Genomic DNA, 21,205 nt, shown 5'->3' on the forward strand with positions numbered 1-21,205 from the left:
GAATTGCGTTTTGCGGCGATTGCGGATGTGCATGGCAATCACCTGGCGCTGGAGGCGGTGCTGGCCGATATCCGGGCGCAAGGCATCGACGACATCGTCAATCTCGGCGATTGCTTTAGCGGGCCGCTGACGGCGGGAGAGACGGCCGAAATCCTGGTGGCGCTCGATGCCGCGACTGTTCGCGGCAACCACGATCGGCATCTGATCGAACAGGTGCCGGAGGAGATGCATGTTTCGGACAGCGCCGCCCATGCGGAATTGTCCGCTCATCATTTCGATTGGCTGAAGACCTTGCCGTTCACCACTGTCTATAGGGGCGAGGCCTACCTTTGCCACGCGACGCCCAAGGATGATCACACCTATTGGCTCGAAGCGGTCTCACCGGAAGGCCACGTTTATCTGAAGCCGGTCGAAGAGATAGAGGCGTTGGCCGCCGGAATCGATTTTCCGCTCATCCTATGCGGCCATAGCCATATCCCGCGGATGGTCCGCCTCAGAGACGGGCGCCTGATCGTCAACCCCGGCAGCGTCGGCTGTCCCGCCTACGATGACGATTTGCCCCATTATCACAAGGTCGAGGCTGGCCATCCCTTTGCCTCCTATGCCGCTCTGGAAAAGGTGGAAGGCATATGGCTGCCAACATTCCGGCAGGTGGCCTACGATCATCAAGCAATGGCGGCATTGGCCGGGCGTGCCGGCCGCGCCGATTGGGCGAGCGGGTTGGCTACGGGCTGGCTGCGCTAAACCTCGGCGATAATCTCCCGGTCGACAGATTTGATATCCCGCTTGCCGCAAAGCGCCATGGAGAGATCCAGTTCGTTGCGGATGATCTCCAGCGCCCGCGTTACGCCTTCCTTGCCCATGGCGCCGAGGCCGTAGAGGAAGGGGCGGCCGATGAAAGTGCCTTTGGCGCCAAGCGCCACGGCCTTCAACACATCCTGGCCGGAGCGGATACCGCCGTCGACGTGCACTTCGATCTTGTCGCCGACGGCGTCGACGATCTTCGGCAGCATGCTGATGGAGGAGGGGGCGCCGTCGAGCTGACGGCCGCCATGGTTGGAAACGATGATCGCGTCCGCGCCCGTATTGACGGCGGCCTTGGCGTCTTCGACATCGAGTATGCCCTTGATGATCAGCGGCCCGCCCCAGTGTTCCTTGATCCAGCCGACGTCGCTCCATGAAAGCTTGGGATCGAATTGCTCATGGGTCCAGCCCGCCAGTGACGCCAGGCTGGTAACGTTCTTGGCATGACCAATGACATTGCCGAAGGAGCGCCGCTTGGTCCGCATCATGTCCAGGCACCAGCGCGGCCGCATTGCGACCTGCCACATGTGTTTCGGAATGAGTTTCGGCGGCGCCGTCAGGCCGTTGCGCAGATCGTTGTGCCGCTGGCCAAGGATCTGCAGGTCGGCCGTCAGCACCAAGGCTGAACACTTCGCGGCTTTTGCGCGATTGATCAGGTCTATCACGAAGTCGCGGTCCTTCATGACATAGAGCTGGAACCAGAAGGGTTTCTTCGTCACCGAGGCAACGTCCTCGATGGAGCAGATGCTCATGGTCGACAGTGTGAAGGGAATGCCAAATTCCTCGGCCGCGCGCGCCGCCAGCATTTCACCGTCGGCATGCTGCATGCCCGTCAGCCCGGTCGGAGCCAGCGCCACCGGCATCGATACCGTCTGGCCGACCATGCGGGTTTCCAAAGAGCGGTTGGACATGTCGACCAGGACGCGTTGGCGCAGTTGGATCTTTTTGAAATCCGCTTCGTTCGCGATGTATGTGGATTCGGTCCACGAGCCGGAGTCGGCATATTCGAAGAACATCTTCGGGACGCGCCGCTTGGCAAGCTTCTTCAGTTCGGCAATGGTAAGCGGCGCGGTCATGGCAATATTTCTTTATAGACTTGCGCTCAAGTCGAGCCTTGGAAATTAGGTGCGAAGCAATGGAGCTTGGAAACGAACTCAGGCTGCTTGGTCGAATACTTTCGAACCCGGCACACTAGCTTTCAGCGACTCTATTGCCCTCAACGCAGCAGCTTTAGAATTGAAGATCTCCGACTCGAGAATTGTCGCCCCGTTTGGAGATATAAAGCGATAGAAGAAGCCGCCGTTCTTGTCCATGATCACTTGGAAAACATGCTCGCCGTTCGACATCGCGGAACTCGACTCTCCAGTGTTGCTTTGCTCGGCGCGGAACGCGGCCATAGCTTCCGGGCTGGGCTTATCCATCGGAAAATGCTCGGTCTCATAGGCGTCCAGTAAGGTTGCAAGAATGTCGAGCTTATCTCCCTCCGGAGTGCCGCTCTTGGCACCCCAAAGCGTTGAAAGCAGCTCCAGGGCTTCCTCGTAGTCATCATTCGAGCGGATGGGTTTCAACTCAGTCATATTTCACCTTCGAGACGTCAATCCGATCGTAGTCTCTATGCGAACCAATCCATTTTATCCAAATAATGGACTTTTCATAGTCAATTGCAACGACAAGCCTATAGTCGTTCCCCTTGATATTAAAGACGTTACGCTCGGCATTTATAATGCTGGCCGTAGCAAAGCTTTTTCACATCCGAACCGCTATTCCAAGTTGCCTTGCTCACTTCTGCAAACCAGCTATCAACAGCCGTCTTAACGGCGGCGTGATCCCGATGGCCCTCCAAACGCTCGGTAAATTCTTTTAGTGTTCGGCGTGAAATAATCCGCATTGCCGTGCGATTTCACGCCCACGAGTATCATTCAGCCTAGAGCCGATTTCATGGCCTTCCCGGCCACATAGGTTTCGACGATCGCCCGATCATCCCCCATGGTTTGCAGCAGGAACAGCTCCTCGGCCAGGTTGTTCACCACCTCCATCTTCAGTGCCATGGCCTGTGTTGCCGCGGCGTTGAGGATTACAAGGTCGGCCTCCGTGCCGGGGTCGAGGGTGCCGATCTTGTCGGCCAGCGACAGGGCCTCGGCGTTGCCGAGCGTCATGTAATAATAGCTTTCCAGCGGGTTCAGACGTTCGCCGAGAAGCTGCTGGATCTTGTAGGCCTCGTCCATCGTGCGCAGCATCGAATAGCTGGAGCCGCCGCCGATATCGGTGGCGACGCCGATGCGCACCGGCTTTTCGCGGCGCGCCAGAGCCTTCAGCGGAAAGAGGCCTGAGCCGAGGAAAAGGTTGGAGGTTGGGCAGTGGACGGCGATGGCGCCGGCCTCGCTCATGGCGTCGGCTTCGCGTTCGGAAAGATGGATCGCGTGGCCGAACAGGCTCTTACGGCCGAGCAGGCCGTAACGGGCGTAGATATCGGTGTAGTCGATCGCATCCGGATAGAGTTCGCCGGTGAATTTGATCTCGTCGTGATTTTCGGAGAGGTGCGTCTGGATGTGCAGATCCGGGAATTCGCGAGCAAGGGCGGCCGCGGCCTCCATCTGCTCGGGCGTCGAGGTGATGGCGAAGCGTGGGGTGATGGCGACAAGGTTGCGGCCTTTCCCGTGCCAATCGGCGATCACTTGGCGCGTCTCGTCATAACCCATCTGCGGCGTGTCGAGCAGGCCCTGCGGCGCATTGCGGTCCATCATCACCTTGCCGCCGACCATGCGCATGTTGCGACGCATGGCTTCGGAAAAGAAGGCGTCGGCAGAGGTCTTGTGTACCGAGCAATAGGCAACCGCCGTCGTCGTCCCGTGGCGGATCAGCTCGTCGTAGAAGTGGGTAGCGATGCGCTCGGCATGGGCGCTTTCGACGAAGCGGCATTCCTCGGGGAAAGTATAGGTGTTCAGCCATTCTAGAAGGTCTGCGGCATAGGAGGCGATGACTTGCATCTGCGGGAAATGCAGATGCATGTCGATGAAGCCCGGCAAGATCAGGTGCGGCCGGTGGTCGACTTCGGCAACATGCGCGGGCGCTTTCGCCTTGATATCCGCATAGGGCCCGACAGCAGCGATGATGCCGTTTTCGAGCAGCAGACCGCCATCGTTCTCATACGAGTAGCTGTCCGTATCGCTCAGGCTCTGCGGCGCGCGCTTGAAGGAGAGCAGGCGGCCGCGCAAAAGGGTAGTCATTGGTTTTTTTCTCCGACGGAGCTTTCGAACCAGGCGACCAGCAAATTGCGCTCCTCCGGCGTCACGTCGGTGACGTTGCCGGGTGGCATGGCGTGGCTGCGGCCTGCCTGAATATAGATCTCGCGGGCATGCATAGCGATTTCTGCGTCGTTTTCCAGCATCACATCCTTTGGTGGGCGCGCAAGGCCCTCAAAAGCCGGCTCGGCGGCATGGCACATCGAACAGCGGGTCGAAATCATCTGCTTCACCGCAGGGAAGTGCGCATCCGACGCGAACTGCTGAAAGGCGGGTGCGACGGCGTTGGCCTCCTTCTCGCCGGTGAGCACCTTCGGCACGGTCGAAAGCCATATGATGAGAATGAAGAGGACGAAGGTGACGATCCAGGTCCAGGTCGGCCGGCCCTTGCGGGCATGGATCGTGTTGAACCAATGACGGATGGTGACGCCCATAAGGAACACCAGAGCCGCGATGATCCAGTTGTAAGCGGTACCGAAGGCCAGCGGATAGTGGTTCGACAGCATGAAGAAGATTACGGGCAGCGTCAGGTAGTTGTTGTGCAGAGAGCGCTGCTTGGCGATGCGGCCATATTCCGGGTCCGGTGTGCGTCCGGCAATCAGGTCGGCGACGACGATCTTCTGGTTGGGAATGATGATCATGAAGACGTTGGCCGACATGATCGTCGCGGTGAAGGCGCCGAGATGCAGGAAGGCGGCGCGGCCGGTGAACAGATGCGTATAGCCCCAGGCCATGAAGACGAGGACGACATAAAGCACCGCCATCAGCCCCCAGGTATTGTTGCCGAGCGGCGACTTGCAGAGCAGGTCGTAGACGACCCAGCCGCCAGCGAGCGAAGCGAGCGAAATCAGGATTGCGACCGGAACGCTGACGTCGAGCACGTGCCGGTCGATAAGAAAAAGATTGGCGCCGCCGTAATAGACGATGCAGAGCATCAGGAAACCGGAGAGCCAGGTGAAATAGCTCTCATATTTGAACCAGGTCAGGTGCTCGGGCATCGTGGCGGGGGCCACCAGATATTTCTGGATGTGGTAGAAACCGCCGCCATGCACCTGCCATTCCTCGCCATAGGCACCAGGCGGCAGATGTGGACGTTTCATCAGCCCGAGATCGAGCGCAATGAAGTAGAAGGACGAACCGATCCAGGCAATCGCAGTTATGACGTGGAACCAGCGGGCAGCAAAAGCCAGCCATTCCCACGCAATGACATACTCATACATTCAGTTCCCCTTTATCTTTCTCCGACTCGATACCTTGCAAAATGTTGGGCGCAGAGGGAAGGGGAGTTTGATCGGGGAAGTGCTTTTCGTGCGGGGATCACACAGTTCCGTGACCGATATGCCGTCGCTCTTGCCGAGCGCCAACTTCGACATAGATCAAAATTTCGACGCTTTTTTTCAGTGTCGTCGGTGATAGGCGGGCTGTGAAGCCCCCCAATTGCGCTGTACCGTCGGAGATTTGCCCATGCGTGGTATACTGGCGTTTGCACTATTCCTTCTTGCAACCTCTGCCATGGCGCACGATGCGCCCTCCGGCTGGTCCTACGATCCCTATTGTTGCAATGGCGACAGCAAGACGGGCGATTGCGAGATGATCCCCTCGCGCACGGTTACCGTCATCCCTGGCGGCTATCGGATTACGCTCTATCCCGGCGATCATCGCTATGTGACACATGCGCATATCTTCACGCTGCCGCAGCGCAAGACGATGCGTTCGCCTGACGGAGCCTACCATCTCTGTCTGTTCCCGGACGAGAACACGCCGCGCTGCTTCTATGCGCCGGATATGTCTTATTGAGCGGCGCTCACTCCAGGGGCATGCCGAACTCGCCAAGAATCCAGTTCCTAAACGCGCGGATTCTCGGCGTGTGACGCCTGTTTTCGGGATAGGCAAGCCAATAGTTCGTGCCATCGTTACAAAGGATATCGAAGGGTTGGATAAGCCGGCCGGCGGCTAGATCGTCGGCATAGAATTCAGGCGTCAGGACGGCGACGCCTTGTCCGGCGATGGCGGCGCTTGCCTCGAAGGATTGTGCGCCAAGCCTGCTTCGTGGCCGGCCTTGCAGTCCGGGATCTGGAACTCCAGCCGCTTCGAACCATTGTGCCCACCAGGGATCACCGGCATCGATGATCCGAAGTTTGAGAAGATCGGCCGGCGTATGGACGCCGCCGATGCTGGCTGCCAGCGCCGGGCTGAGCATCGGCGTGAAGTTCATTTTCATCAGCAGATGCGCGCGCAAGCCCGGCCAAGTTCCGCGCCCGTTGCGAATGGCGATGTCGGACGGCTCACGGGCGAAATCGATGAGCGTGTCCGATGTGGCGAGCCGCACTGCGACGTTCGGATGCTCCAGCTGAAATGAGCCGAGATGGCGCGCAAGCCATTGCGAGGCGAAGGTCGGCGTTGAATGAATGAGGAGCGTGGTTTCGCCGCCGCCACTGACCGAAGCCATCGCCTCATGCAGCATGCCGAAGGCTTCGCTGACCTTCGGCGCCAGCCGTTCACCGACCTCGGTCAACGCGATCTGGCGCGGACGTCGCAGGAATAACGGCTCGCCGACATTCTCCTCCAGGAGCTTGATCTGATAGCTGACGGCCGTCTGCGTCATGCCGAGTTCCTCGCCCGCACGCGTAAAGCTGCCGTGTCGGGCGGCGGCCTCGAAGACGCGCAGCGCATTCAGCGGAAACTGTTTCGAGAGCTTCATGGATAAGTTCTCTTTATGTATATAGACGGTTGTTCGATTGGAATTTCAGCATTTTTGGCGACACACTGCAATCCATATCATCGATTGAATTGAGGTGTTGTCATGAATAGCTGTGCCGTCGAGCAGATGAATGCTGCCAGGCCGTCTGTCCTAGCTCGTATGTTGGAGACGTTGGCGCAGGTCTTCACAGGACGCACGGAGCCTTCGCCCCGCCTGCATCTTGATGAGATGCCCGACCGGTTCAAGCGCGATCTCGGATTTCTCGACGGGCGCGAGCCGCGTTATGAGGATGATCGGATGCGGTAGGCCGCGAAAGCCGTCAGCAGCTCGGCGGCCGTCATGGCGGCGATGACCTCGGGACGCTTGTCCTTCACCGAATCGCCGCCGATCGGCAAGGTGAGCCGGTCAAGCGAGGTCTTGTCGCCGCCTTCGCGCACAAGCCAGCGGGAGAAAGTGGCGCGCTTGGTCGCGGAGCCGATCATGCCGACATAGGCGAGATCGGTGCGGGCGAGCGCTTCCTGGGCGATCAGGAAGTCCAGCGCGTGATCGTGGGTCAGGATGACGACTGCCGAGCCCGCCGGCATAGTCTGCACCAGCGCTTCGGGCATGGGCGATAGCACCGTCTTCATCTCCGCCGGCAGGTTTGCCAATTCCTCCTTGCGGGTCTCGACCACGGTCACGGAAAGCGGCAGAGGTGCTAGTGCGGCGGCCAATGCATGCCCGACATGCCCTGCGCCGAAAAGATAGGTCTCCGGTCGATGTTCCGCTTCGCTCGCCCGTTTGGCTTCGAGCTGCTCCCGCAATTGCGTCGTCATCTTTTGGAAGCGCAGTTGGGTGCGACCGCCGCAGCATTGGCCGATTTCCGGGCCGAGCGGTATGTCCATCACTTCAACGCCATTGCCCGCCAGCAACTCGCGGGCGTTCTGGATTGCCAGGAATTCGAACTGCCCGCCGCCGATTGTGCCCCACATGGCATGTTCGGAAACGAGCATGAAAGTTCCGGCTTCGCGGGGGGTGGAGCCCTGCGTTCCGACGATCTCGATGAGGATCGGGTAGGGGTGTGTCGCGAGAAATGCGCGGAAGTCGCTCCTGGGTATGACGCCGGAAAGCACTTCGCGGATCGCCATGGTCACATCCCCTTCAGCCGCTCGACCGCCATCAGCACCCGCTCCGGCGTTGCCGGCGCATCCAGACGCGGGCAGACGCGATAGTCCGCGACACTCGCGACGGCCATGGACAAGGCCTCGAGCACCGAAATGCTGAGCATGAAGGGCGGTTCGCCGACCGCCTTGGAGCGGCCGATGGTGGCCTCGGCATTTTCGGACCATTCGGCGAGGCGGACGTTGAAAATCTTCGGCCGATCGGAGGCGAGCGGGATCTTGTAGGTCGAAGGCGCATGCGTGCGCAGCCGCCCCTTATTGTCCCACCAGAGTTCCTCCGTGGTCAACCAGCCCATCCCTTGCACGAAGGCGCCTTCGACCTGGCCCATATCGATCGCCGGGTTCAGCGAACGGCCGACATCGTGGAGGATATCGGTGCGGTCGATCAGATATTCGCCGGTCAGTGTATCGATCGACACTTCGGAGCAGGCGGCGCCGTAGGAGAAATAATAGAACGGCGTGCCACGGCCGGCCTTGCGGTCCCAATGGATTTTCGGCGTTTTGTAGAAGCCGGCGGCGGAAAGCTGCACGCGAGCGAAATAGGCTTGCCTGATGAAATCAGGGAAGGGAATTTCCATGTCGCCGACCCGCACCCGGTTCGGCAGGAACTGTACCTCTTCGGCGGCGACGCCCCATTTCTCGATCGCAAAGGCGACGAGCCGCTCCTTGATCTGGCGTGCTGCATCGAAGGCTGCCATGCCGTTCAGGTCGGAACCGGAGGAGGCCGCGGTCGCCGAGGTGTTCGGCACCTTGCCCGTAGTCGTTGCGGTGATCTTCACCCGGTCGATATCCACCTGGAAACTGTCGGCCAAGACCTGTGCCACCTTGGTATAAAGGCCTTGACCCATCTCGGTGCCGCCATGGTTCAGGTGGATCGAACCGTCCAGATAGATGTGCACCAGCGCGCCGGCCTGGTTGAAGGCGGTCATGGTGAAGGAGATGCCGAATTTCACGGGTGTCAGCGCAATGCCCTTGCGGATAAAGCGGCTGGAACGGTTGAACTCGATGATGGCGTTGCGCCGTGCCTGGTAGTCTGAGGTCTCTTCCAACTCGTCGACGATACGGTGGATGATGTTGTCCTCCACCTCCTGATGATAGGGGGTCAGCGTCCGGCCGGAGCCTGGCCGGCCGTAGAAATTCGCGCGGCGAACCTCCAGTGGGTCCTTGCCGAGCGCATAGGCGATTTCCTCGATCATGCGTTCGCCGCCGACCATGCCCTGCGGGCCGCCGAAACCGCGGAAGGCGGTATTGGAAACGGTGTGCGTCTTCAGCGGTTTCGAGACGAGATGCACATGCGGGTAGTAATAGCTCGAATCCGCATGGAACAGCGCGCGGTCGGTGACCGGGCCTGAGAGGTCGGAGGAGAAGCCGCAGCGGGCGGCATAGGTCGCGTCGACGGCATGGATGCGGCCATCATCGTCGAAGCCGATCTCGTAATCGACCAGGAAATCGTGACGCTTGCCGGTGGCGACCATGTCCTCGTCGCGGTCGGGGCGGAATTTGACGGCGCGGCCGAGCTTCTTGGCGGCGACGGCGGCGAGTGCCGCAAATTGGTTGCCCTGGGTCTCCTTGCCACCGAAGCCGCCGCCCATGCGACGCACATTGACGGTGACGGCATTGGACGGGATGTCGAGCACATGGCCGACGATGTGCTGGATTTCGCTCGGATGCTGGGTGGACGACCAGACGGCAACTTCGTCGTCTTCGCCCGGGATCGCCATGGCGATGTGGCTTTCGAGATAGAAATGCTCCTGGCCGCCGATCCGCATTTGCGCCTTGATGCGGTGCTTGGCATTGGCCATCTCGGTTTCCGGCTCGCCGCGTTTCAGCGTCATCGGCTCGTAAACCAACGGCGCGCTATTGGCGAGCGCCCCGTCGATATCGCTCCAATGCGGCAGGTCGCGATAATCGATTTTGGCGAGCCTGGCAGCCTGGCGCGCGCCATCGCGGGTCTCGGCGATGACGGCGAAGATCGGCTGACCGTGGAACTCGACCTTGGTCTCGGCGAGCAACGGCTCGTCATGCATGCCGTTGGAGCTGGTGTCGTTGGTGCCGGGAATGTCTTTGGCGCTGAATACCCAGACGACGCCCGGATAGGCTTTCACGGCGGAGAGATCGATGCCGGCGATTTCGGCATGCGCGCGGTCGGAAAGGCCTAGGGCGCCGTGCAACAGGCCCGCCGGCTCCGGCAGGTCGTCGATATAGTCGGCGGCTCCCGTCACATGCTTGTGCGCCGAGTCGTGCTTCAGTGCACCATGCATCGAGCCGCTGATGACCTTGCGTTCTTCGAAGGTGGATTTATCCATGATTATACCTCCACCGTTGCAAAGCGCTTCAATTCCTGCGGCGCGCCAGCCGTCTCCAGATAGAAGCGGATGAGCAGGTTCTTGGCGGTCAATTGCCGATATTCTGCGGTGGCGCGCCAGTCGGTGAGGGGCGTGTAATCGGCATCGAAGGCGGCACGGGCGGCCGTGACCGTTTCCTCCGTCCAGGGCTTGCCGATCAGTTCGGCTTCGACTGTGCGGGCACGCTTCGGCGTTCCGGCCATGCCACCGAAGGCGATGCGGATATCGGCAACATTGCCGCCAGCATCCAACACGAGATGGAAAGCGCCGCAGAGCGCCGAAATATCCTCGTCGCGGCGTTTGGAGATCTTGTAGACGGCGAAATGAGTGTCTTCGGCGGGGTAGGGTACGAAGACGCTTTCGACGAATTCGCCGGGATTGCGGTCCTGCTTGCCGTAGTCGATGAAGAAATCTTCCAGCGGCAAGGTGCGGACGCCGTTAACGGAACGCAGTTTGACGGTGGCACCAAGCGCGATCAGCGGCGGCGGCGTGTCGCCGATAGGCGATCCGTTGGCGATATTGCCGCCGATCGTACCCATGTTGCGAACCTGCTCGCCGCCGATGCGGTTGATCAGGCTTGCGATCGCCGGGATCTTTTCGGCCATGGCTGCGAACGCCTGGCTGTAGGTGACGCCGGCGCCAATGGTCAGGCCGGGGTCTTCCACGGTGACCTTCTGCAAATCGGTCAGATGGTTGATGAAGACGACCGGGTCGAGCGTGCGCATCTGCTTGGTCACCCAGAGGCCGACATCGGTGGAGCCGGCAACGACAGTCGCCTTCGGTTCGTCAGCCAACACCTGCGCAAGGTCTGCGACCGAGCCCGGCACGATCAGGCGATCTTCGCCCGAGGTAACGGTGATGGTATCGCCGCCCTGCATGGCCCAGAGGCGAGCGATGATATCGGCTCTGGTCTTTTCGAGAGGATCGAACAGGGCGCTTGGGCGCGCCTGGCTTACCTGTTCGGCCGCCTTGACGATCGGCTCATAGCCGGTGCAGCGACAGAGATTGCCCTGCAGGGATTTTTCGATCTGCGCCCGGCTCGGCTTTTCGGTCGTGAGCCACAGGCCGTAGAGCGACATGACGAAGCCCGGTGTGCAGAAGCCGCATTGCGAGCCGTGACAGTCGACCATGGCCTGCTGTACCGGATGCAGCGTCCCATCCTTGGCGGCCAGATGTTCGACTGTGACGACATGAGTGGCATGCAGGGAGCCTACAAAACGGATGCAGGCATTGACCGACTCGTAATGCAATCCGCCATCGATCAGTCGGCCGACCAGAACGGTGCAGGCGCCGCAATCGCCTTCCGCGCATCCCTCCTTCGTTCCCGTCAGATGCCGGTTGAGCCGCAGGAAATCGAGGAGCGTCTCGGTCGGGCGCAAACTGGAAAGTGAGATATCCTCGCCGTTGAGGATAAAGCGGATGCTGTCGTTCATGTGGTTCCCAATTATTTTTTCTTTCAAGGCCGGGTGCGTCCAACGCATCCGGCCTTGGAACAAGATAACTTCTTTTCGAATTGTCATCTCGTCCCGTTTGTTCGGTTGAGCATAGTCTCGTCCAAAAAATGCTTCGCAGCTTCTGGGATCACGCTCGACCGCCTATGGTTATTCCGCAGTCCAGCCACCGTCAATCGAGACGTGTGTGCCGGTGACCTGACGTGCGTCGTCGCTGGCAAGATAGATCGACAATGCTGCGATTTCCTCCGCCTTGACGAACTCGTGCGTGGGCTGGGCCTTGAGGATAACTTCGTTCTTGACCTGCTCTTCGGTCATGCCGCGCGCCTTGGCGGTGTCCGGGATCTGCTTCTCGACAAGCGGGGTCAGGACGTAGCCGGGGCAAATGGCGTTCACCGTCACGCCGAATTCGGCAAGCTCGAGTGCCGCCGTCTTCGTCAGCCCCATTATACCATGTTTTGCCGCAACATAGGCGGATTTGAAGGGCGAGGCGACTAGGCCGTGAGCCGAAGCGATGTTGATGATGCGGCCGTATTTCTTGGCCTTCATCAGCGGGATGGCGGCGCGGATGGTATGGAAGGAGCTGGAGAGATTGATCGCGATGATCTGGTCCCACTTCTCGATCGGAAAGTCCTCGATCTTCTCGACATGCTGGATGCCGGCGTTGTTGACGAGGATGTCGACGCTGCCGAAGGTTGAGTTGGCGGTCGCGATCAGGTCGGCGATTTCCGCGGGCTTAGTCATGTCGGCCGGATGGTAGATCACCTTGCCGCCGCCCGACGATTCGAGCGTGTTTTTGATGGCATCGATCTCTTCAGGCTTGCCGAAGCCGTTGAGGACGATGTTTTCACCCTTGGCGGCGAAGGCCGTCGCGATGGCGAGGCCGATACCGCTTGTAGAACCGGTGACAACGACTGTTCTTGCCATGATCTTCTCCTTGGACAGCGCGTCTTGTTGCAGCGCAATAGCGGCTTGAGGTTAGTCCCAAACCGGCGGATATGGCAATCGCATCGCAGCAAGACTGTTTTGCGACAGTTCGCTTCATATATTCGCGAGCTGGAATAAGGCGTTGTCGGCAATAAATTTCGTTTTGCTTTCTTTTCACATTCGTTTTGCTGCCGTATCTGTTGATTTGGGATCGAAACAATCGGGAGGAATGCATGAGCGGTTATGTCTTGGCAATCGACCAGGGTACGACGTCGACGCGGGCGATCGTTTTCGACGGCAACATGAAGATCGCCGGCGTCGACCAGCAGGAGTTCAACCAGCACTATCCGAAACCCGGCTGGGTCGAACATGATCCGGAGGAAATTTGGGCTTCCGTCGTTTCGACCGTCAAAAATGCGATCAAGGCCGCCGGCATCACCGCCAAGGACATTGCCGCTCTCGGCATCACCAATCAGCGCGAAACCGTCGTGTTGTGGGACCGCAAAACCGGCAAACCGATCCACAATGCCATTGTCTGGCAAGACCGCCGCACCGCGAGCTATTGCGAGAAACTGAAGAGGCAGGATCTGGAAAAGCTCTTCACCCGCCGTACCGGCCTTTTGCTCGATCCCTATTTCTCCGGCACGAAGCTTTCGTGGATGCTGGCCAATGTGAAAGGCGCTCGTGCGCGGGCGGCCAAGGGCGAGCTTTGCTTCGGCACCGTCGACACCTTTCTGATCTGGCGTTTGACCGGCGGCAAGAGTTTCGTCACCGACGCGACCAACGCTTCCCGCACGCTGATGTACAATATCGGCAGCAATGCGTGGGACGAGGAGCTGCTCGATATCCTGCGCGTTCCTGCCGCAATGCTGCCGGAAGTGAAGGACTGCGCCGCTGATTTCGGTATTGCCGACGAGTCGATCTTCGGGGCGGCGATCCCCATCCTCGGCGTTGCCGGCGATCAGCAGGCGGCCACCATCGGCCAGGCCTGCTTCGAGCGCGGGATGATGAAATCCACCTACGGCACCGGCTGCTTCGCGCTGCTGAACACCGGCGCGGACATGGTGCGCTCGAAAAACCGCCTGCTGACCACCATCGCCTATCGGCTGAACGGCGAGACGACCTATGCGCTGGAAGGCTCGATCTTCATTGCCGGGGCAGCCGTGCAGTGGCTGCGTGACGGACTGAAGGCGATCAAGCGCGCCGCCGATTCCGACGGGATGGCGGAAAAGGCCGATCCGATGCAGGAGGTCTATCTCGTGCCGGCCTTCACCGGCCTCGGCGCCCCGCATTGGGATCCGGATGCGCGTGGCGCGATCTACGGGCTGACACGCAATACAGGTCCCGCGGAAATCGTGCGCGCCGCGCTGGAGGCGGTCTGCTACCAGTCGCGCGACCTGCTGGACGCCATGCATAAGGATTGGCGCAACGGCGGCGGCCGGGAGACGGTGCTGCGCGTCGATGGCGGCATGGTTGCTTCCGATTGGACGATGCAGCGGCTCGCCGACCTGCTTGACGCGCCGGTCGACCGTCCCACCATCCTGGAAACTACTGCGCTCGGGGCCGCCTGGCTTGCTGGCAGCCGCGCCGGCGTCTGGCCGGACCGAAAGAGTTTTGCCAAGGCCTGGGCGCGCGACCGACGCTTCGAGCCGGACATGGACGAGAAGACGCGAACGTTGAAACTGAAGGGATGGCGCGACGCGGTAAGACGGACGCTGAGCGCTGAGCAGGCGTGATAAGGCACAGCTCACCGAAGATTAGAGTGTGTAAAATATCTTTATTTTCCTAATTTAGCATCAAGCAGCGATAGTAAGGCAAGGAGCGATTCAACGACAGATATCGTTGAATCGGGTGTTGTTGGCTCAACTGTGTTCGGGCGGACGCCTTCAAGAAATTTAAGGCGAAACATGGCTGCTACATTTACGGATATTAAAAGACACATCTATCGACGGATAAAATATTGGCTTTGGAGGCCGAAGCCTCCGACGCTTGTCGAGAGGTTTTCCGGCCCGGTTCTCGTGGTCGGCTCGGCGCCGGTGTCGCACAAGCCCGCGGATTTCGACGGGACCTTCAAGGTCATCACCATCAACGGTTCTCAGGTCGTGACGAAGGCGTGGGGTATCGAGGCGCCGGATGTCGCGTTCGTTCAATTCAACCAGATCGAGGGAACGAACACGAATGCCGTCGAGGTGCGCCGAGTCCTCAACGGCGAGCGGGCAAAGAAGCTTTACGTTCTGCTCTGGCGAAAGAGCCGCGAGCGGCTGGAGAATGGGCTGAAAGCCTTCGACTACCGATACGACGATCTTGAAATCGTCGATCGTTATAAGCGCATGGCGCTTCTCGATCGGGTCGGCGGCGTGAAATGCAGCGAACTAGGTGCCGACGACAAATGCTCGAACGGCATCAATGCCGTGCTTTTCGCGCTCTATAACGGCGCCACGGCGGTGATCATAACCGGTATCAACCCGGATTCCGGTGGACATATCTACAATCAGGTCAATCTGGCCCGGCTGCACATTCAAAGAGACAGGGAAATTCTACTTCGGTTGATGGAGCGCGGTTATCCGGTTTTTACGGCCGATCCGACCGTGTCGGAATCCCTTGGATTGCCGCTGTGGGATGGCAAGGCACCGGCCCGGCAGGGGTCGCAAACTCCTGAAAAGGCAGTGGGACCGGCCTCAAAAGGCCCGGGTCTCTTGACACCGTCGCTGCCTTGACCACGCAATCATTCTTCGTCTTGCGGTCGAATGAGGAGATCGACCATGGTGTCCGTAACGGTTGAATTGCGCAATGTCGAAGATACGCAGGCGGCGTTGGGCTGGGCCGGCGGCCACACCATCGTCGTCGATCGTCCGCAAGGCCGGGCCGGCGGGCAGGGGCTCGGGTTCAACGGCGCGCAGCTACTCGGATTGGCAATCGGCGGGTGTTTCTGCAACGACCTGCATTATGTCGCCGCCGAGAAGGGTGTCGAGCTGGCAAAAATCTCGATCTCCGTACGCGTCGAATTGGAAAGCGACCTGTCATTTACCAAAGAAGCGACGCTGACCGTGTCATGCCAGACATCAGACGGTTCCGATCCGGAGCCGGTGATCGCCGAGGCCAAGGCGCGATGCATGGTCCACAATTCGCTGAGGAGGGGAGTTCCGGTTACAGTCGAGGCGGTCGCCTAGGCGTGCAACCGGAGGCTAACGCCTGTCGTCGTTCCATGCCAAAATCTGGGCATGGAATCATCAGACCGAACCGACGCCGATTGCATTCTGCCGCCGCTGCTCCGGCTCGGCGATAGAGTCCGTTTTGTTTCGCCCGCAAGTTCGCCCGACAGGGATCTCGTTCTGAGGCAGGCCGAGATTTTGAAGGGCTGGGGGCTCGACGTCGATTTCGGCGAGCATGCTTTTTGCAAGCACGATTATCTTGCCGGCACGGATGAGGAACGATTGGCCGATCTCAACGCCGCACTCCGTGATCCCGAGGTTCGCGCGATCTTTACCACGCGCGGCGGCAAGGGGTCCTACCGCATCGCCGACCGGCTGGATTTCGGGGCAGCGCGGCGCGATCCGAAGTTTCTCGTCGGTTTCAGCGATATCACCATGCTGCATCTCAGCCTGTGGAAGCATTGCCGGCAGGTCAGTATCCACGGCGCGCTTTTCGTCAGCGAGGGCGAACAGGATGTCGGCGCGGAAACCTGCGATTCCCTTCGTCGAGCGCTGATGACGTCAGAGGATATCATCATCCGTTCGCGCCCGGCGGAGCCGACATCGGCCCTGACGACGGCGGGAACGGCCACCGGGCGGTTGATCGGCGGCAATCTCGATATGGTCGCAACGGCGGCCGGTTGGGCCTTGCCGGATTTGCATGGCGCTATCCTGTTGCTCGAAGCCGTCAACATGTACCGTGGGCAGGTGGACCGGCAATTGACGATGTTGCGCAAGGCGGGGCATTTGAATGGTCTGGCAGGCGTTGCGATCGGTCAGTTCACTCGCTTCGAATTCGATCGCCGCTTCTCGGTCATCGATATCCTGCGCGAACATCTCGATGCGCTCGATGTGCCGGTGCTCGCCGGCTTGCCACTGGGGCACGGGCATAGCCCGTTGAGCGTGCCGATCGGCGCGGTCGCTGCGCTGGATGCGAAGGCGGGAACGCTGATGGTCCGGCGCGGCGGCGCATAGCGTCCAGCATCGATAATTTTTTGACGCGGCCTGTCGGTGCAGGCGATATTTCCTCGTCTTTAAAAGGAAGGACATTCTCATGCTCTATGCGATCCTATGCTACAACGACGAAGACACGGTGTTTTCCTGGTCCAAGGAAGAGGAGCAGGCGACAATGGACCGATTGCTCGCAGTGCAGGCGCCGCTCGGCGCGGCCGGAAAACTTGGCCCCGTCGCCCGACTGATGCCGACGACGGCCGCAACGACGCTGCGCAAGGGCAGGAACGAGCCGCTCATCCTGGACGGACCCTTCGCGGAGACCAAGGAGCAATTGCTGGGCTTCTACGTCATCGACTTCGAGACGCTTGACGAAGCAATTGAGTTCTCAAAGAAACTGGCCATCGCCAATCCTGGTGCTGGCTCCTACGAAATCCGCCCGCTTCATGCCTTTAGACCAGGGACGATGGCAACATGACCGATCTCGCCTGGATCGATATCGCATTCACCAATGCCCGGCCGCAGGTGCTCGGTGCGCTGCTGCGGTATTTCCGCAATCTGGATATTGCCGAGGAGGCTTTCCAGGAGGCTTGCCTCAGGGCATTGAAGACATGGCCGGACAGGGGCCCGCCGCGTGATCCCGTCGCCTGGCTGATCTTCGTCGGCCGCAATAGCGGCATCGACGCGGTGCGCAAACAGTCGAAGACGCAAGGCTTGCCGAACGAGGAGGTGATCTCCGATACCGGCGATGCCGAAAGCGATCTTGCCGAGCGGCTCGACGGTTCCAACTATCGTGACGATATCCTGCGGTTGCTGTTCATTTGCTGTCATCCCGACCTGCCGGCGACACAACAGATCGCGCTGGCGCTGCGTGTCGTCTCGGGCCTGTCCGTGTCACAGATCGCCCGTGCGTTTCTCGTCAGCGAAAGCGCAATGGAGCAGCGTATTACCCGCGCCAAGGCGCGTGTTGCCGCGGCCGGTGTGCCTTTCGAGACGCCGGGCGCCGTCGAGCGGGCCGAACGCGTGGCGCTCGTCAGCGCCATGATCTATCTCATCTACAACGAGGGCTATTCCGCTGGTGGCCCGGGCCGCGAGGCGTCTGCCTTTGCCGACGAGGCGATCAGGCTCGGTCGCCTGCTTCTGCGCCTCTTCCCGGCGGAACCGGAGATCATGGGCCTGTTGGCGCTGATGCTGCTGCAGCAATCGCGAACTGCGGCCCGCTTCGCTGCAGACGGTCAGATCATCCTGCTGGAGGATCAGGACCGGTCGCTCTGGTGCCGCAAATTGATCGACGAGGCGCTCGCTCTGCTCGACAAGGCAATCCGCCATCGTCGCCCCGGACCCTATCAGCTTCAGGCGGCGATCGCGGCGTTGCATTCCAGGGCCCAGCGGGCCGAGGATACGGATTGGTCGGAGATCGATCTGCTCTATCAAACGCTGGAGCGAATGCATCCATCCCCTGTTGTCACGCTGAACCGCGCTGTTGCTGTCGCCAAGCTCAAGGGGCCGGAGGAGGCGCTGGCATTGGTCGAGCCGCTGACGGATAAACTCGATTGCTATTTTTATTTTCACGGGCTTCGGGGCGGTCTGCTTGCGCAGTTGGGGCGGCCGCGCGAGGCGCACATAGCTTTCGACCGTGCAATCGCGCTTGCACATTCGCCCGCCGAAGCTGCCCATATCCGCCATCAGCTCGACCGCCTGAGCGTGGCTCCACCAGCAATTGCGAAATAATCGAAAAATCCGTCCTTGCGTGTCGGGAAGAGGCTGCTGCCAGCGTCCTTGGGATGCAGGCCGATAAGACCGTTTCAAATGAAAGAGAGGAATTCGACCATGACCGGACAGAATGCACGTCACGAGCTTTCGCTTACCCGCATCATCGACGCGCCGCGCGAGAAGATTTTTCGCTGCTGGACGGAAGTGGAGCTTTTGAAGCAATGGTTCGCACCTTTGCCCTGGACGACCTCTGCGGCCGAGCTCGATGTTCGCGCCGGCGGCACCAGCTCCGTCACCATGCGCAGTCCCGAGGGTGAAGATTACCCGAATGTCGGCGTCTATCTCGAGGTCGTGCCGAATGAGCGGATAGTCTTTACGGACGCCTTCACCAGCGCCTGGGTACCCTCGGCCAAGCCTTTCATGGTGGGAACCGTTCAGCTTGACGATCTTGGCAACGGCAAGACGCGCTATACCGCGACGGTCCTGCATTGGACGGCGGAAGATCGCGAGGCGCATGAGAAGATGGGTTTTCACGAGGGGTGGGGCCAGTGCACCGATCAGCTTGCGGCGCTGGCGTCGAAGATCTGAGTTTATGATTCAATTCCGGGGGATACAGCAATGTCCTATGTAACAGAATCATCATCCAGCTCACGCGTGCAGCGCGTTGCCGGCACGATCCTCAGCGGCCTGATTATCGCCTTTCTTGTTTTCGACGGGGTGATTAAGCTCATTCCTCTGCCCGTTGTCACCGAGACGATGGCTGGGCTCGGCTATTCCGGCGATCCGGCTTTCGCGCGGCTGCTCGGTGTCATCACGCTCGGCTGTGCCATTCTCTACGCCATTCCGCAGACGTCGGTTCTCGGGGCGATCCTCCTCACGGGCCTGCTCGGCGGGGGAATGGCGACACATCTCCGGGTTGGCAGCCCGGTGTTCTCGCACGTGCTCTTCGGTCTTTATCTCGGCATCATCGCCTGGGGCGGACTTTATCTGCGCTATGAACGAGTTCGGAAAATGATTCCGTTCTTGCGCTGAAGCTGTTGATTTTGGATTCGTTTTGATATGGCTCGCTCCCCCATCTGTTCGCGGAGTGAGCCATGCCGCAAGTCACTATTGCGCCAGTCCGGCAAGTGGACGCCGGTAAAGGCACGCGAATTCTTCAACGCACAAAGCTTATTGCCGTGTCGGTTAAGAGACCGCCCTGCATGTACAAAGCGGCGTTCAGTTGCAACGGACGGCGGAACCTGCTTACCTAACCGGGGAACGGCAAGCCGCCCAGCGAAAGGAAGGATCGGAGATGGCCCCTTTTCTGCTACTGTTTTTCCTCTTCGCTACACTCATCCTTGTCAATTTGACTGGTCCTCAAAAAACGATAGGACCAAAAAATTATGACCGAGAGGCCGAAGAAGCTTACAAAGCGGCCTTCGAGATTGTGTCCGGAGAGACAGTAGCGCGGCGGAGGCTCGTCAGGCTGCTTCTCGTGATTGCATTGTTAGTCGATATCCTGCTCCTCGTGTGGATAGTTCGTTTCTCCTATTAGGCTTATTTGACTTGACAGTTAGCTTCACGCGCAAAGAGAGCTAGCAAAATCAATAGGATAATCTAACTGTCACGTCTGGTGATCGCGCATGGTTTCGACGATATCGGCCTGCATCGGCTCGAGGCCAATGTCCAGCCCGCGAACCATGCCTCCATCGCGCTGGTGCAGAGGCTCGGCTTCCGCAAGGAAGGCTTCTCGCCCAAATATCTGAGGATCGGCGGCGCGTCTGGTGCGATCATGAACGCTGGGCACTGCCGGCAGATGATCCACGGCTTTGATGTTCAACATGAAGTGATTCCGGGATCGATTCCGAAACGGCGGGCAAGCTGTTGATTTCGGATTCGAATTGCTTATCTTTGTAATTGTAGTAACTTCTCTACAAATGGAGTCTACGCGATGACAATCATGAGCAGTCGAGAGTTCAATCAGGATACAAGCGGCGCCAAGCGTGCCGCATCGGAAGGCCCGGTTTTTATCACGGATCGCGGCAAGCCTTCGCATGTCCTGCTCAGCATGGAAGAGTATCTGAAATTGGCGGAGAAGGGACCGACTGTCGCTGAGGCTTTTTATTCTCCTGGGGCAGACGAGGTCGATTTGGAAATCCCAAGGTTGGACGGAGATTTCGGATTCAAGCCGGTTGATTTCTCATAATGTATTTGCTGGACACGAATGTTATTTCCGAACTTCGAAAGCTCAGCAACGGCAAAACCGATCCGATTTTTGCCCGGTGGTTCGATACTATCCCGCTCGACATTCTCTATGCGTCTGTCATTACGCTTTTTGAAATTGAAAATGGGATATTGCTTCTTGAGCGGCGAGATCCTCTGCAGGCCAAAATTCTGCGAGACTGGTTCGATAAGGTGAAGGCTGTCCTGCACGGACGCGTATTGTCAGTTGACGAGGCCGTGGCCATGCATTGTGCGGCTGCGTTCATTCCTAATCCCAGGCCTTGGCGCGACGCATTTATTGGATCTACGGCTGCCGTTCACCGTTTTACGCTCGTCACTCGTAATGTCCGCGATTTTCAGGGACTGTATATTAATATTATCAACCCGTGGGTCGAAGGTTCCTAGGCTCTACGGCACGAAAGTCGCGCTGCTTGTCAGAAAGGCATTGACTGAACAAAGCGGAGGGGCGAAAGCGACTGCTTGAGCCTTCGCCTCAGGAGTCTGCGGGGCGCGCG

General features: G+C 59.5%; 24 protein-coding genes. 14 read left to right on the forward strand and 10 right to left on the reverse strand.

Annotated features, from left to right (window positions below; genetic code table 11):
* Nucleotides 1–3 precede the first annotated feature (3 nt).
* On the forward strand, nucleotides 4–744 hold the full coding sequence (locus PY649_RS16225) for a metallophosphoesterase family protein (RefSeq protein WP_285869576.1): 741 nt from the start codon (nucleotides 4–6) through the stop codon (nucleotides 742–744).
* Here the strand turns inward: PY649_RS16225 and PY649_RS16230 are convergent.
* The 5 genes from PY649_RS16230 to PY649_RS16250 all read right to left on the reverse strand — a co-directional run bounded on the left by PY649_RS16230 (nucleotide 741) and on the right by PY649_RS16250 (nucleotide 5,266).
* Nucleotides 741–1,880, reverse strand: a complete 1,140-nt coding sequence (locus tag PY649_RS16230; protein WP_285869577.1) for an alpha-hydroxy acid oxidase — start codon at nucleotides 1,878–1,880, stop codon at nucleotides 741–743. The two genes, PY649_RS16225 and PY649_RS16230, sit on opposite strands and share 4 nt — an antisense overlap.
* A 78-nt stretch (nucleotides 1,881–1,958) precedes the next feature.
* Nucleotides 1,959–2,381: a DUF1508 domain-containing protein gene (locus PY649_RS16235; protein ID WP_285869578.1), complete on the reverse strand. Its 423-nt coding sequence runs from the start codon at nucleotides 2,379–2,381 to the stop codon at nucleotides 1,959–1,961.
* Complete coding sequence (locus tag PY649_RS16240; protein WP_349644430.1) at nucleotides 2,374–2,529, reverse strand: type II toxin-antitoxin system HigB family toxin; 156 nt, start codon at nucleotides 2,527–2,529, stop codon at nucleotides 2,374–2,376. The genes PY649_RS16235 and PY649_RS16240 overlap by 8 nt, the downstream gene beginning before the upstream one ends.
* Before the next feature lie 194 nt (nucleotides 2,530–2,723).
* Nucleotides 2,724–4,031, reverse strand: a complete 1,308-nt coding sequence (gene guaD, locus PY649_RS16245) for a guanine deaminase (protein ID WP_285869580.1) — start codon at nucleotides 4,029–4,031, stop codon at nucleotides 2,724–2,726.
* Entirely contained in the window at nucleotides 4,028–5,266 is a 1,239-nt protein-coding gene (locus tag PY649_RS16250) for a urate hydroxylase PuuD (RefSeq protein WP_285869581.1), read from the reverse strand. The genes guaD and PY649_RS16250 overlap by 4 nt, the downstream gene beginning before the upstream one ends.
* A 244-nt stretch (nucleotides 5,267–5,510) precedes the next feature.
* Between PY649_RS16250 and PY649_RS16255 the strand changes: the two genes are divergently transcribed.
* Nucleotides 5,511–5,843, forward strand: coding sequence for a hypothetical protein (locus tag PY649_RS16255; RefSeq protein WP_283055491.1), 333 nt, complete (start codon nucleotides 5,511–5,513; stop codon nucleotides 5,841–5,843).
* A gap of 7 nt (nucleotides 5,844–5,850) precedes the next feature.
* Here PY649_RS16255 and PY649_RS16260 read toward each other — a convergent pair whose 3' ends face one another.
* Nucleotides 5,851–6,747, reverse strand: coding sequence for a LysR substrate-binding domain-containing protein (locus PY649_RS16260; RefSeq protein ID WP_285869583.1), 897 nt, complete (start codon nucleotides 6,745–6,747; stop codon nucleotides 5,851–5,853).
* Between the two features lie 102 nt (nucleotides 6,748–6,849).
* Here PY649_RS16260 and PY649_RS16265 point away from each other — a divergent pair, with 102 nt between their 5' ends.
* Nucleotides 6,850–7,053, forward strand: a complete 204-nt coding sequence (locus PY649_RS16265) for a hypothetical protein (RefSeq protein WP_285869615.1) — start codon at nucleotides 6,850–6,852, stop codon at nucleotides 7,051–7,053.
* Here PY649_RS16265 and xdhC read toward each other — a convergent pair.
* From xdhC to PY649_RS16285, 4 genes are all read right to left on the reverse strand, one after another.
* Nucleotides 7,029–7,874 (reverse strand): xanthine dehydrogenase accessory protein XdhC, encoded by an 846-nt coding sequence (gene xdhC, locus PY649_RS16270; RefSeq protein WP_285869584.1) that lies wholly within the window; start codon nucleotides 7,872–7,874, stop codon nucleotides 7,029–7,031. The genes PY649_RS16265 and xdhC overlap by 25 nt on opposite strands.
* Nucleotides 7,875–7,876: 2 nt before the next feature.
* Complete coding sequence (gene xdhB, locus PY649_RS16275; RefSeq protein ID WP_285869585.1) at nucleotides 7,877–10,213, reverse strand: xanthine dehydrogenase molybdopterin binding subunit; 2,337 nt, start codon at nucleotides 10,211–10,213, stop codon at nucleotides 7,877–7,879.
* A 2-nt stretch (nucleotides 10,214–10,215) separates the two neighbouring features.
* On the reverse strand, nucleotides 10,216–11,685 hold the full coding sequence (gene xdhA, locus PY649_RS16280; RefSeq protein ID WP_285869587.1) for a xanthine dehydrogenase small subunit: 1,470 nt from the start codon (nucleotides 11,683–11,685) through the stop codon (nucleotides 10,216–10,218).
* Nucleotides 11,686–11,853: 168 nt separating this feature from the next.
* Nucleotides 11,854–12,630: a 3-hydroxybutyrate dehydrogenase gene (locus PY649_RS16285; RefSeq protein ID WP_285869588.1), complete on the reverse strand. Its 777-nt coding sequence runs from the start codon at nucleotides 12,628–12,630 to the stop codon at nucleotides 11,854–11,856.
* A 233-nt stretch (nucleotides 12,631–12,863) separates the two neighbouring features.
* Between PY649_RS16285 and glpK the strand changes: the two genes are divergently transcribed.
* The 11 genes from glpK (at nucleotide 12,864) to PY649_RS16340 (ending at nucleotide 21,095) form a co-directional block, all read left to right on the forward strand.
* Nucleotides 12,864–14,366, forward strand: a complete 1,503-nt coding sequence (gene glpK, locus PY649_RS16290) for a glycerol kinase GlpK (protein ID WP_285869589.1) — start codon at nucleotides 12,864–12,866, stop codon at nucleotides 14,364–14,366.
* Between the two features lie 171 nt (nucleotides 14,367–14,537).
* Nucleotides 14,538–15,347, forward strand: coding sequence for a membrane-anchored protein (locus PY649_RS16295; protein WP_285869591.1), 810 nt, complete (start codon nucleotides 14,538–14,540; stop codon nucleotides 15,345–15,347).
* Between the two features lie 45 nt (nucleotides 15,348–15,392).
* Nucleotides 15,393–15,800: an OsmC family protein gene (locus PY649_RS16300; RefSeq protein ID WP_285869592.1), complete on the forward strand. Its 408-nt coding sequence runs from the start codon at nucleotides 15,393–15,395 to the stop codon at nucleotides 15,798–15,800.
* Nucleotides 15,801–15,851: 51 nt separating this feature from the next.
* The gene (locus PY649_RS16305) at nucleotides 15,852–16,796 is read left to right on the forward strand and encodes a S66 peptidase family protein (protein WP_285869593.1); all 945 of its coding nucleotides are present in this window, start codon (nucleotides 15,852–15,854) and stop codon (nucleotides 16,794–16,796) included.
* 79 nt (nucleotides 16,797–16,875) lie between these two features.
* On the forward strand, nucleotides 16,876–17,250 hold the full coding sequence (locus PY649_RS16310; RefSeq protein ID WP_285869594.1) for a YciI family protein: 375 nt from the start codon (nucleotides 16,876–16,878) through the stop codon (nucleotides 17,248–17,250).
* Nucleotides 17,247–18,503, forward strand: a complete 1,257-nt coding sequence (locus tag PY649_RS16315; protein WP_285869595.1) for an RNA polymerase sigma factor — start codon at nucleotides 17,247–17,249, stop codon at nucleotides 18,501–18,503. Before PY649_RS16310 ends, PY649_RS16315 begins: the two co-directional genes overlap by 4 nt.
* Before the next feature lie 99 nt (nucleotides 18,504–18,602).
* A complete protein-coding gene (locus tag PY649_RS16320) occupies nucleotides 18,603–19,073 on the forward strand; it encodes an SRPBCC family protein (protein ID WP_285869596.1) in 471 nt (156 codons plus the stop codon).
* A gap of 30 nt (nucleotides 19,074–19,103) precedes the next feature.
* Nucleotides 19,104–19,517 carry a DoxX family protein gene (locus PY649_RS16325; protein WP_285869597.1) on the forward strand — a complete coding sequence of 138 codons (414 nt, stop codon included), beginning with the start codon at nucleotides 19,104–19,106 and terminating at the stop codon, nucleotides 19,515–19,517.
* A gap of 583 nt (nucleotides 19,518–20,100) precedes the next feature.
* Entirely contained in the window at nucleotides 20,101–20,355 is a 255-nt protein-coding gene (locus tag PY649_RS35060) for a GNAT family N-acetyltransferase (RefSeq protein WP_349644428.1), read from the forward strand.
* Nucleotides 20,356–20,418: 63 nt separating this feature from the next.
* Complete coding sequence (locus PY649_RS16335; RefSeq protein WP_285869599.1) at nucleotides 20,419–20,673, forward strand: type II toxin-antitoxin system Phd/YefM family antitoxin; 255 nt, start codon at nucleotides 20,419–20,421, stop codon at nucleotides 20,671–20,673.
* A complete protein-coding gene (locus PY649_RS16340) occupies nucleotides 20,673–21,095 on the forward strand; it encodes a type II toxin-antitoxin system VapC family toxin (protein ID WP_285869601.1) in 423 nt (140 codons plus the stop codon). The genes PY649_RS16335 and PY649_RS16340 overlap by 1 nt, the downstream gene beginning before the upstream one ends.
* Nucleotides 21,096–21,205 lie beyond the last annotated feature (110 nt).

This window comes from Rhizobium mayense, from assembly GCF_030272705.1.
GTDB classification, from domain to species: domain Bacteria; phylum Pseudomonadota; class Alphaproteobacteria; order Rhizobiales; family Rhizobiaceae; genus Rhizobium; species Rhizobium mayense.

Bases quoted from the DNA above. Each gene is read 5' to 3' on its own strand.
- PY649_RS16230 (WP_285869577.1), bottom strand. From the start codon at position 1,880: ATGACCGCGCCGCTTACCATTGCCGAACTGAAGAAGCTTGCCAAGCGG.
- PY649_RS16235 (WP_285869578.1), bottom strand. From the start codon at position 2,381: ATGACTGAGTTGAAACCCATCCGCTCGAATGATGACTACGAGGAAGCC.
- guaD (WP_285869580.1), bottom strand. From the start codon at position 4,031: ATGACTACCCTTTTGCGCGGCCGCCTGCTCTCCTTCAAGCGCGCGCCG.
- PY649_RS16250 (WP_285869581.1), bottom strand. From the start codon at position 5,266: ATGTATGAGTATGTCATTGCGTGGGAATGGCTGGCTTTTGCTGCCCGC.
- PY649_RS16255 (WP_283055491.1), top strand. From the start codon at position 5,511: ATGCGTGGTATACTGGCGTTTGCACTATTCCTTCTTGCAACCTCTGCC.
- PY649_RS16260 (WP_285869583.1), bottom strand. From the start codon at position 6,747: ATGAAGCTCTCGAAACAGTTTCCGCTGAATGCGCTGCGCGTCTTCGAG.
- PY649_RS16265 (WP_285869615.1), top strand. From the start codon at position 6,850: ATGAATAGCTGTGCCGTCGAGCAGATGAATGCTGCCAGGCCGTCTGTC.
- xdhC (WP_285869584.1), bottom strand. From the start codon at position 7,874: ATGGCGATCCGCGAAGTGCTTTCCGGCGTCATACCCAGGAGCGACTTC.
- xdhB (WP_285869585.1), bottom strand. From the start codon at position 10,213: ATGGATAAATCCACCTTCGAAGAACGCAAGGTCATCAGCGGCTCGATG.
- xdhA (WP_285869587.1), bottom strand. From the start codon at position 11,685: ATGAACGACAGCATCCGCTTTATCCTCAACGGCGAGGATATCTCACTT.
- PY649_RS16285 (WP_285869588.1), bottom strand. From the start codon at position 12,630: ATGGCAAGAACAGTCGTTGTCACCGGTTCTACAAGCGGTATCGGCCTC.
- glpK (WP_285869589.1), top strand. From the start codon at position 12,864: ATGAGCGGTTATGTCTTGGCAATCGACCAGGGTACGACGTCGACGCGG.
- PY649_RS16295 (WP_285869591.1), top strand. From the start codon at position 14,538: ATGGCTGCTACATTTACGGATATTAAAAGACACATCTATCGACGGATA.
- PY649_RS16300 (WP_285869592.1), top strand. From the start codon at position 15,393: ATGGTGTCCGTAACGGTTGAATTGCGCAATGTCGAAGATACGCAGGCG.
- PY649_RS16305 (WP_285869593.1), top strand. From the start codon at position 15,852: ATGGAATCATCAGACCGAACCGACGCCGATTGCATTCTGCCGCCGCTG.
- PY649_RS16310 (WP_285869594.1), top strand. From the start codon at position 16,876: ATGCTCTATGCGATCCTATGCTACAACGACGAAGACACGGTGTTTTCC.
- PY649_RS16315 (WP_285869595.1), top strand. From the start codon at position 17,247: ATGACCGATCTCGCCTGGATCGATATCGCATTCACCAATGCCCGGCCG.
- PY649_RS16320 (WP_285869596.1), top strand. From the start codon at position 18,603: ATGACCGGACAGAATGCACGTCACGAGCTTTCGCTTACCCGCATCATC.
- PY649_RS16325 (WP_285869597.1), top strand. From the start codon at position 19,104: ATGTCCTATGTAACAGAATCATCATCCAGCTCACGCGTGCAGCGCGTT.
- PY649_RS16335 (WP_285869599.1), top strand. From the start codon at position 20,419: ATGACAATCATGAGCAGTCGAGAGTTCAATCAGGATACAAGCGGCGCC.
- PY649_RS16340 (WP_285869601.1), top strand. From the start codon at position 20,673: ATGTATTTGCTGGACACGAATGTTATTTCCGAACTTCGAAAGCTCAGC.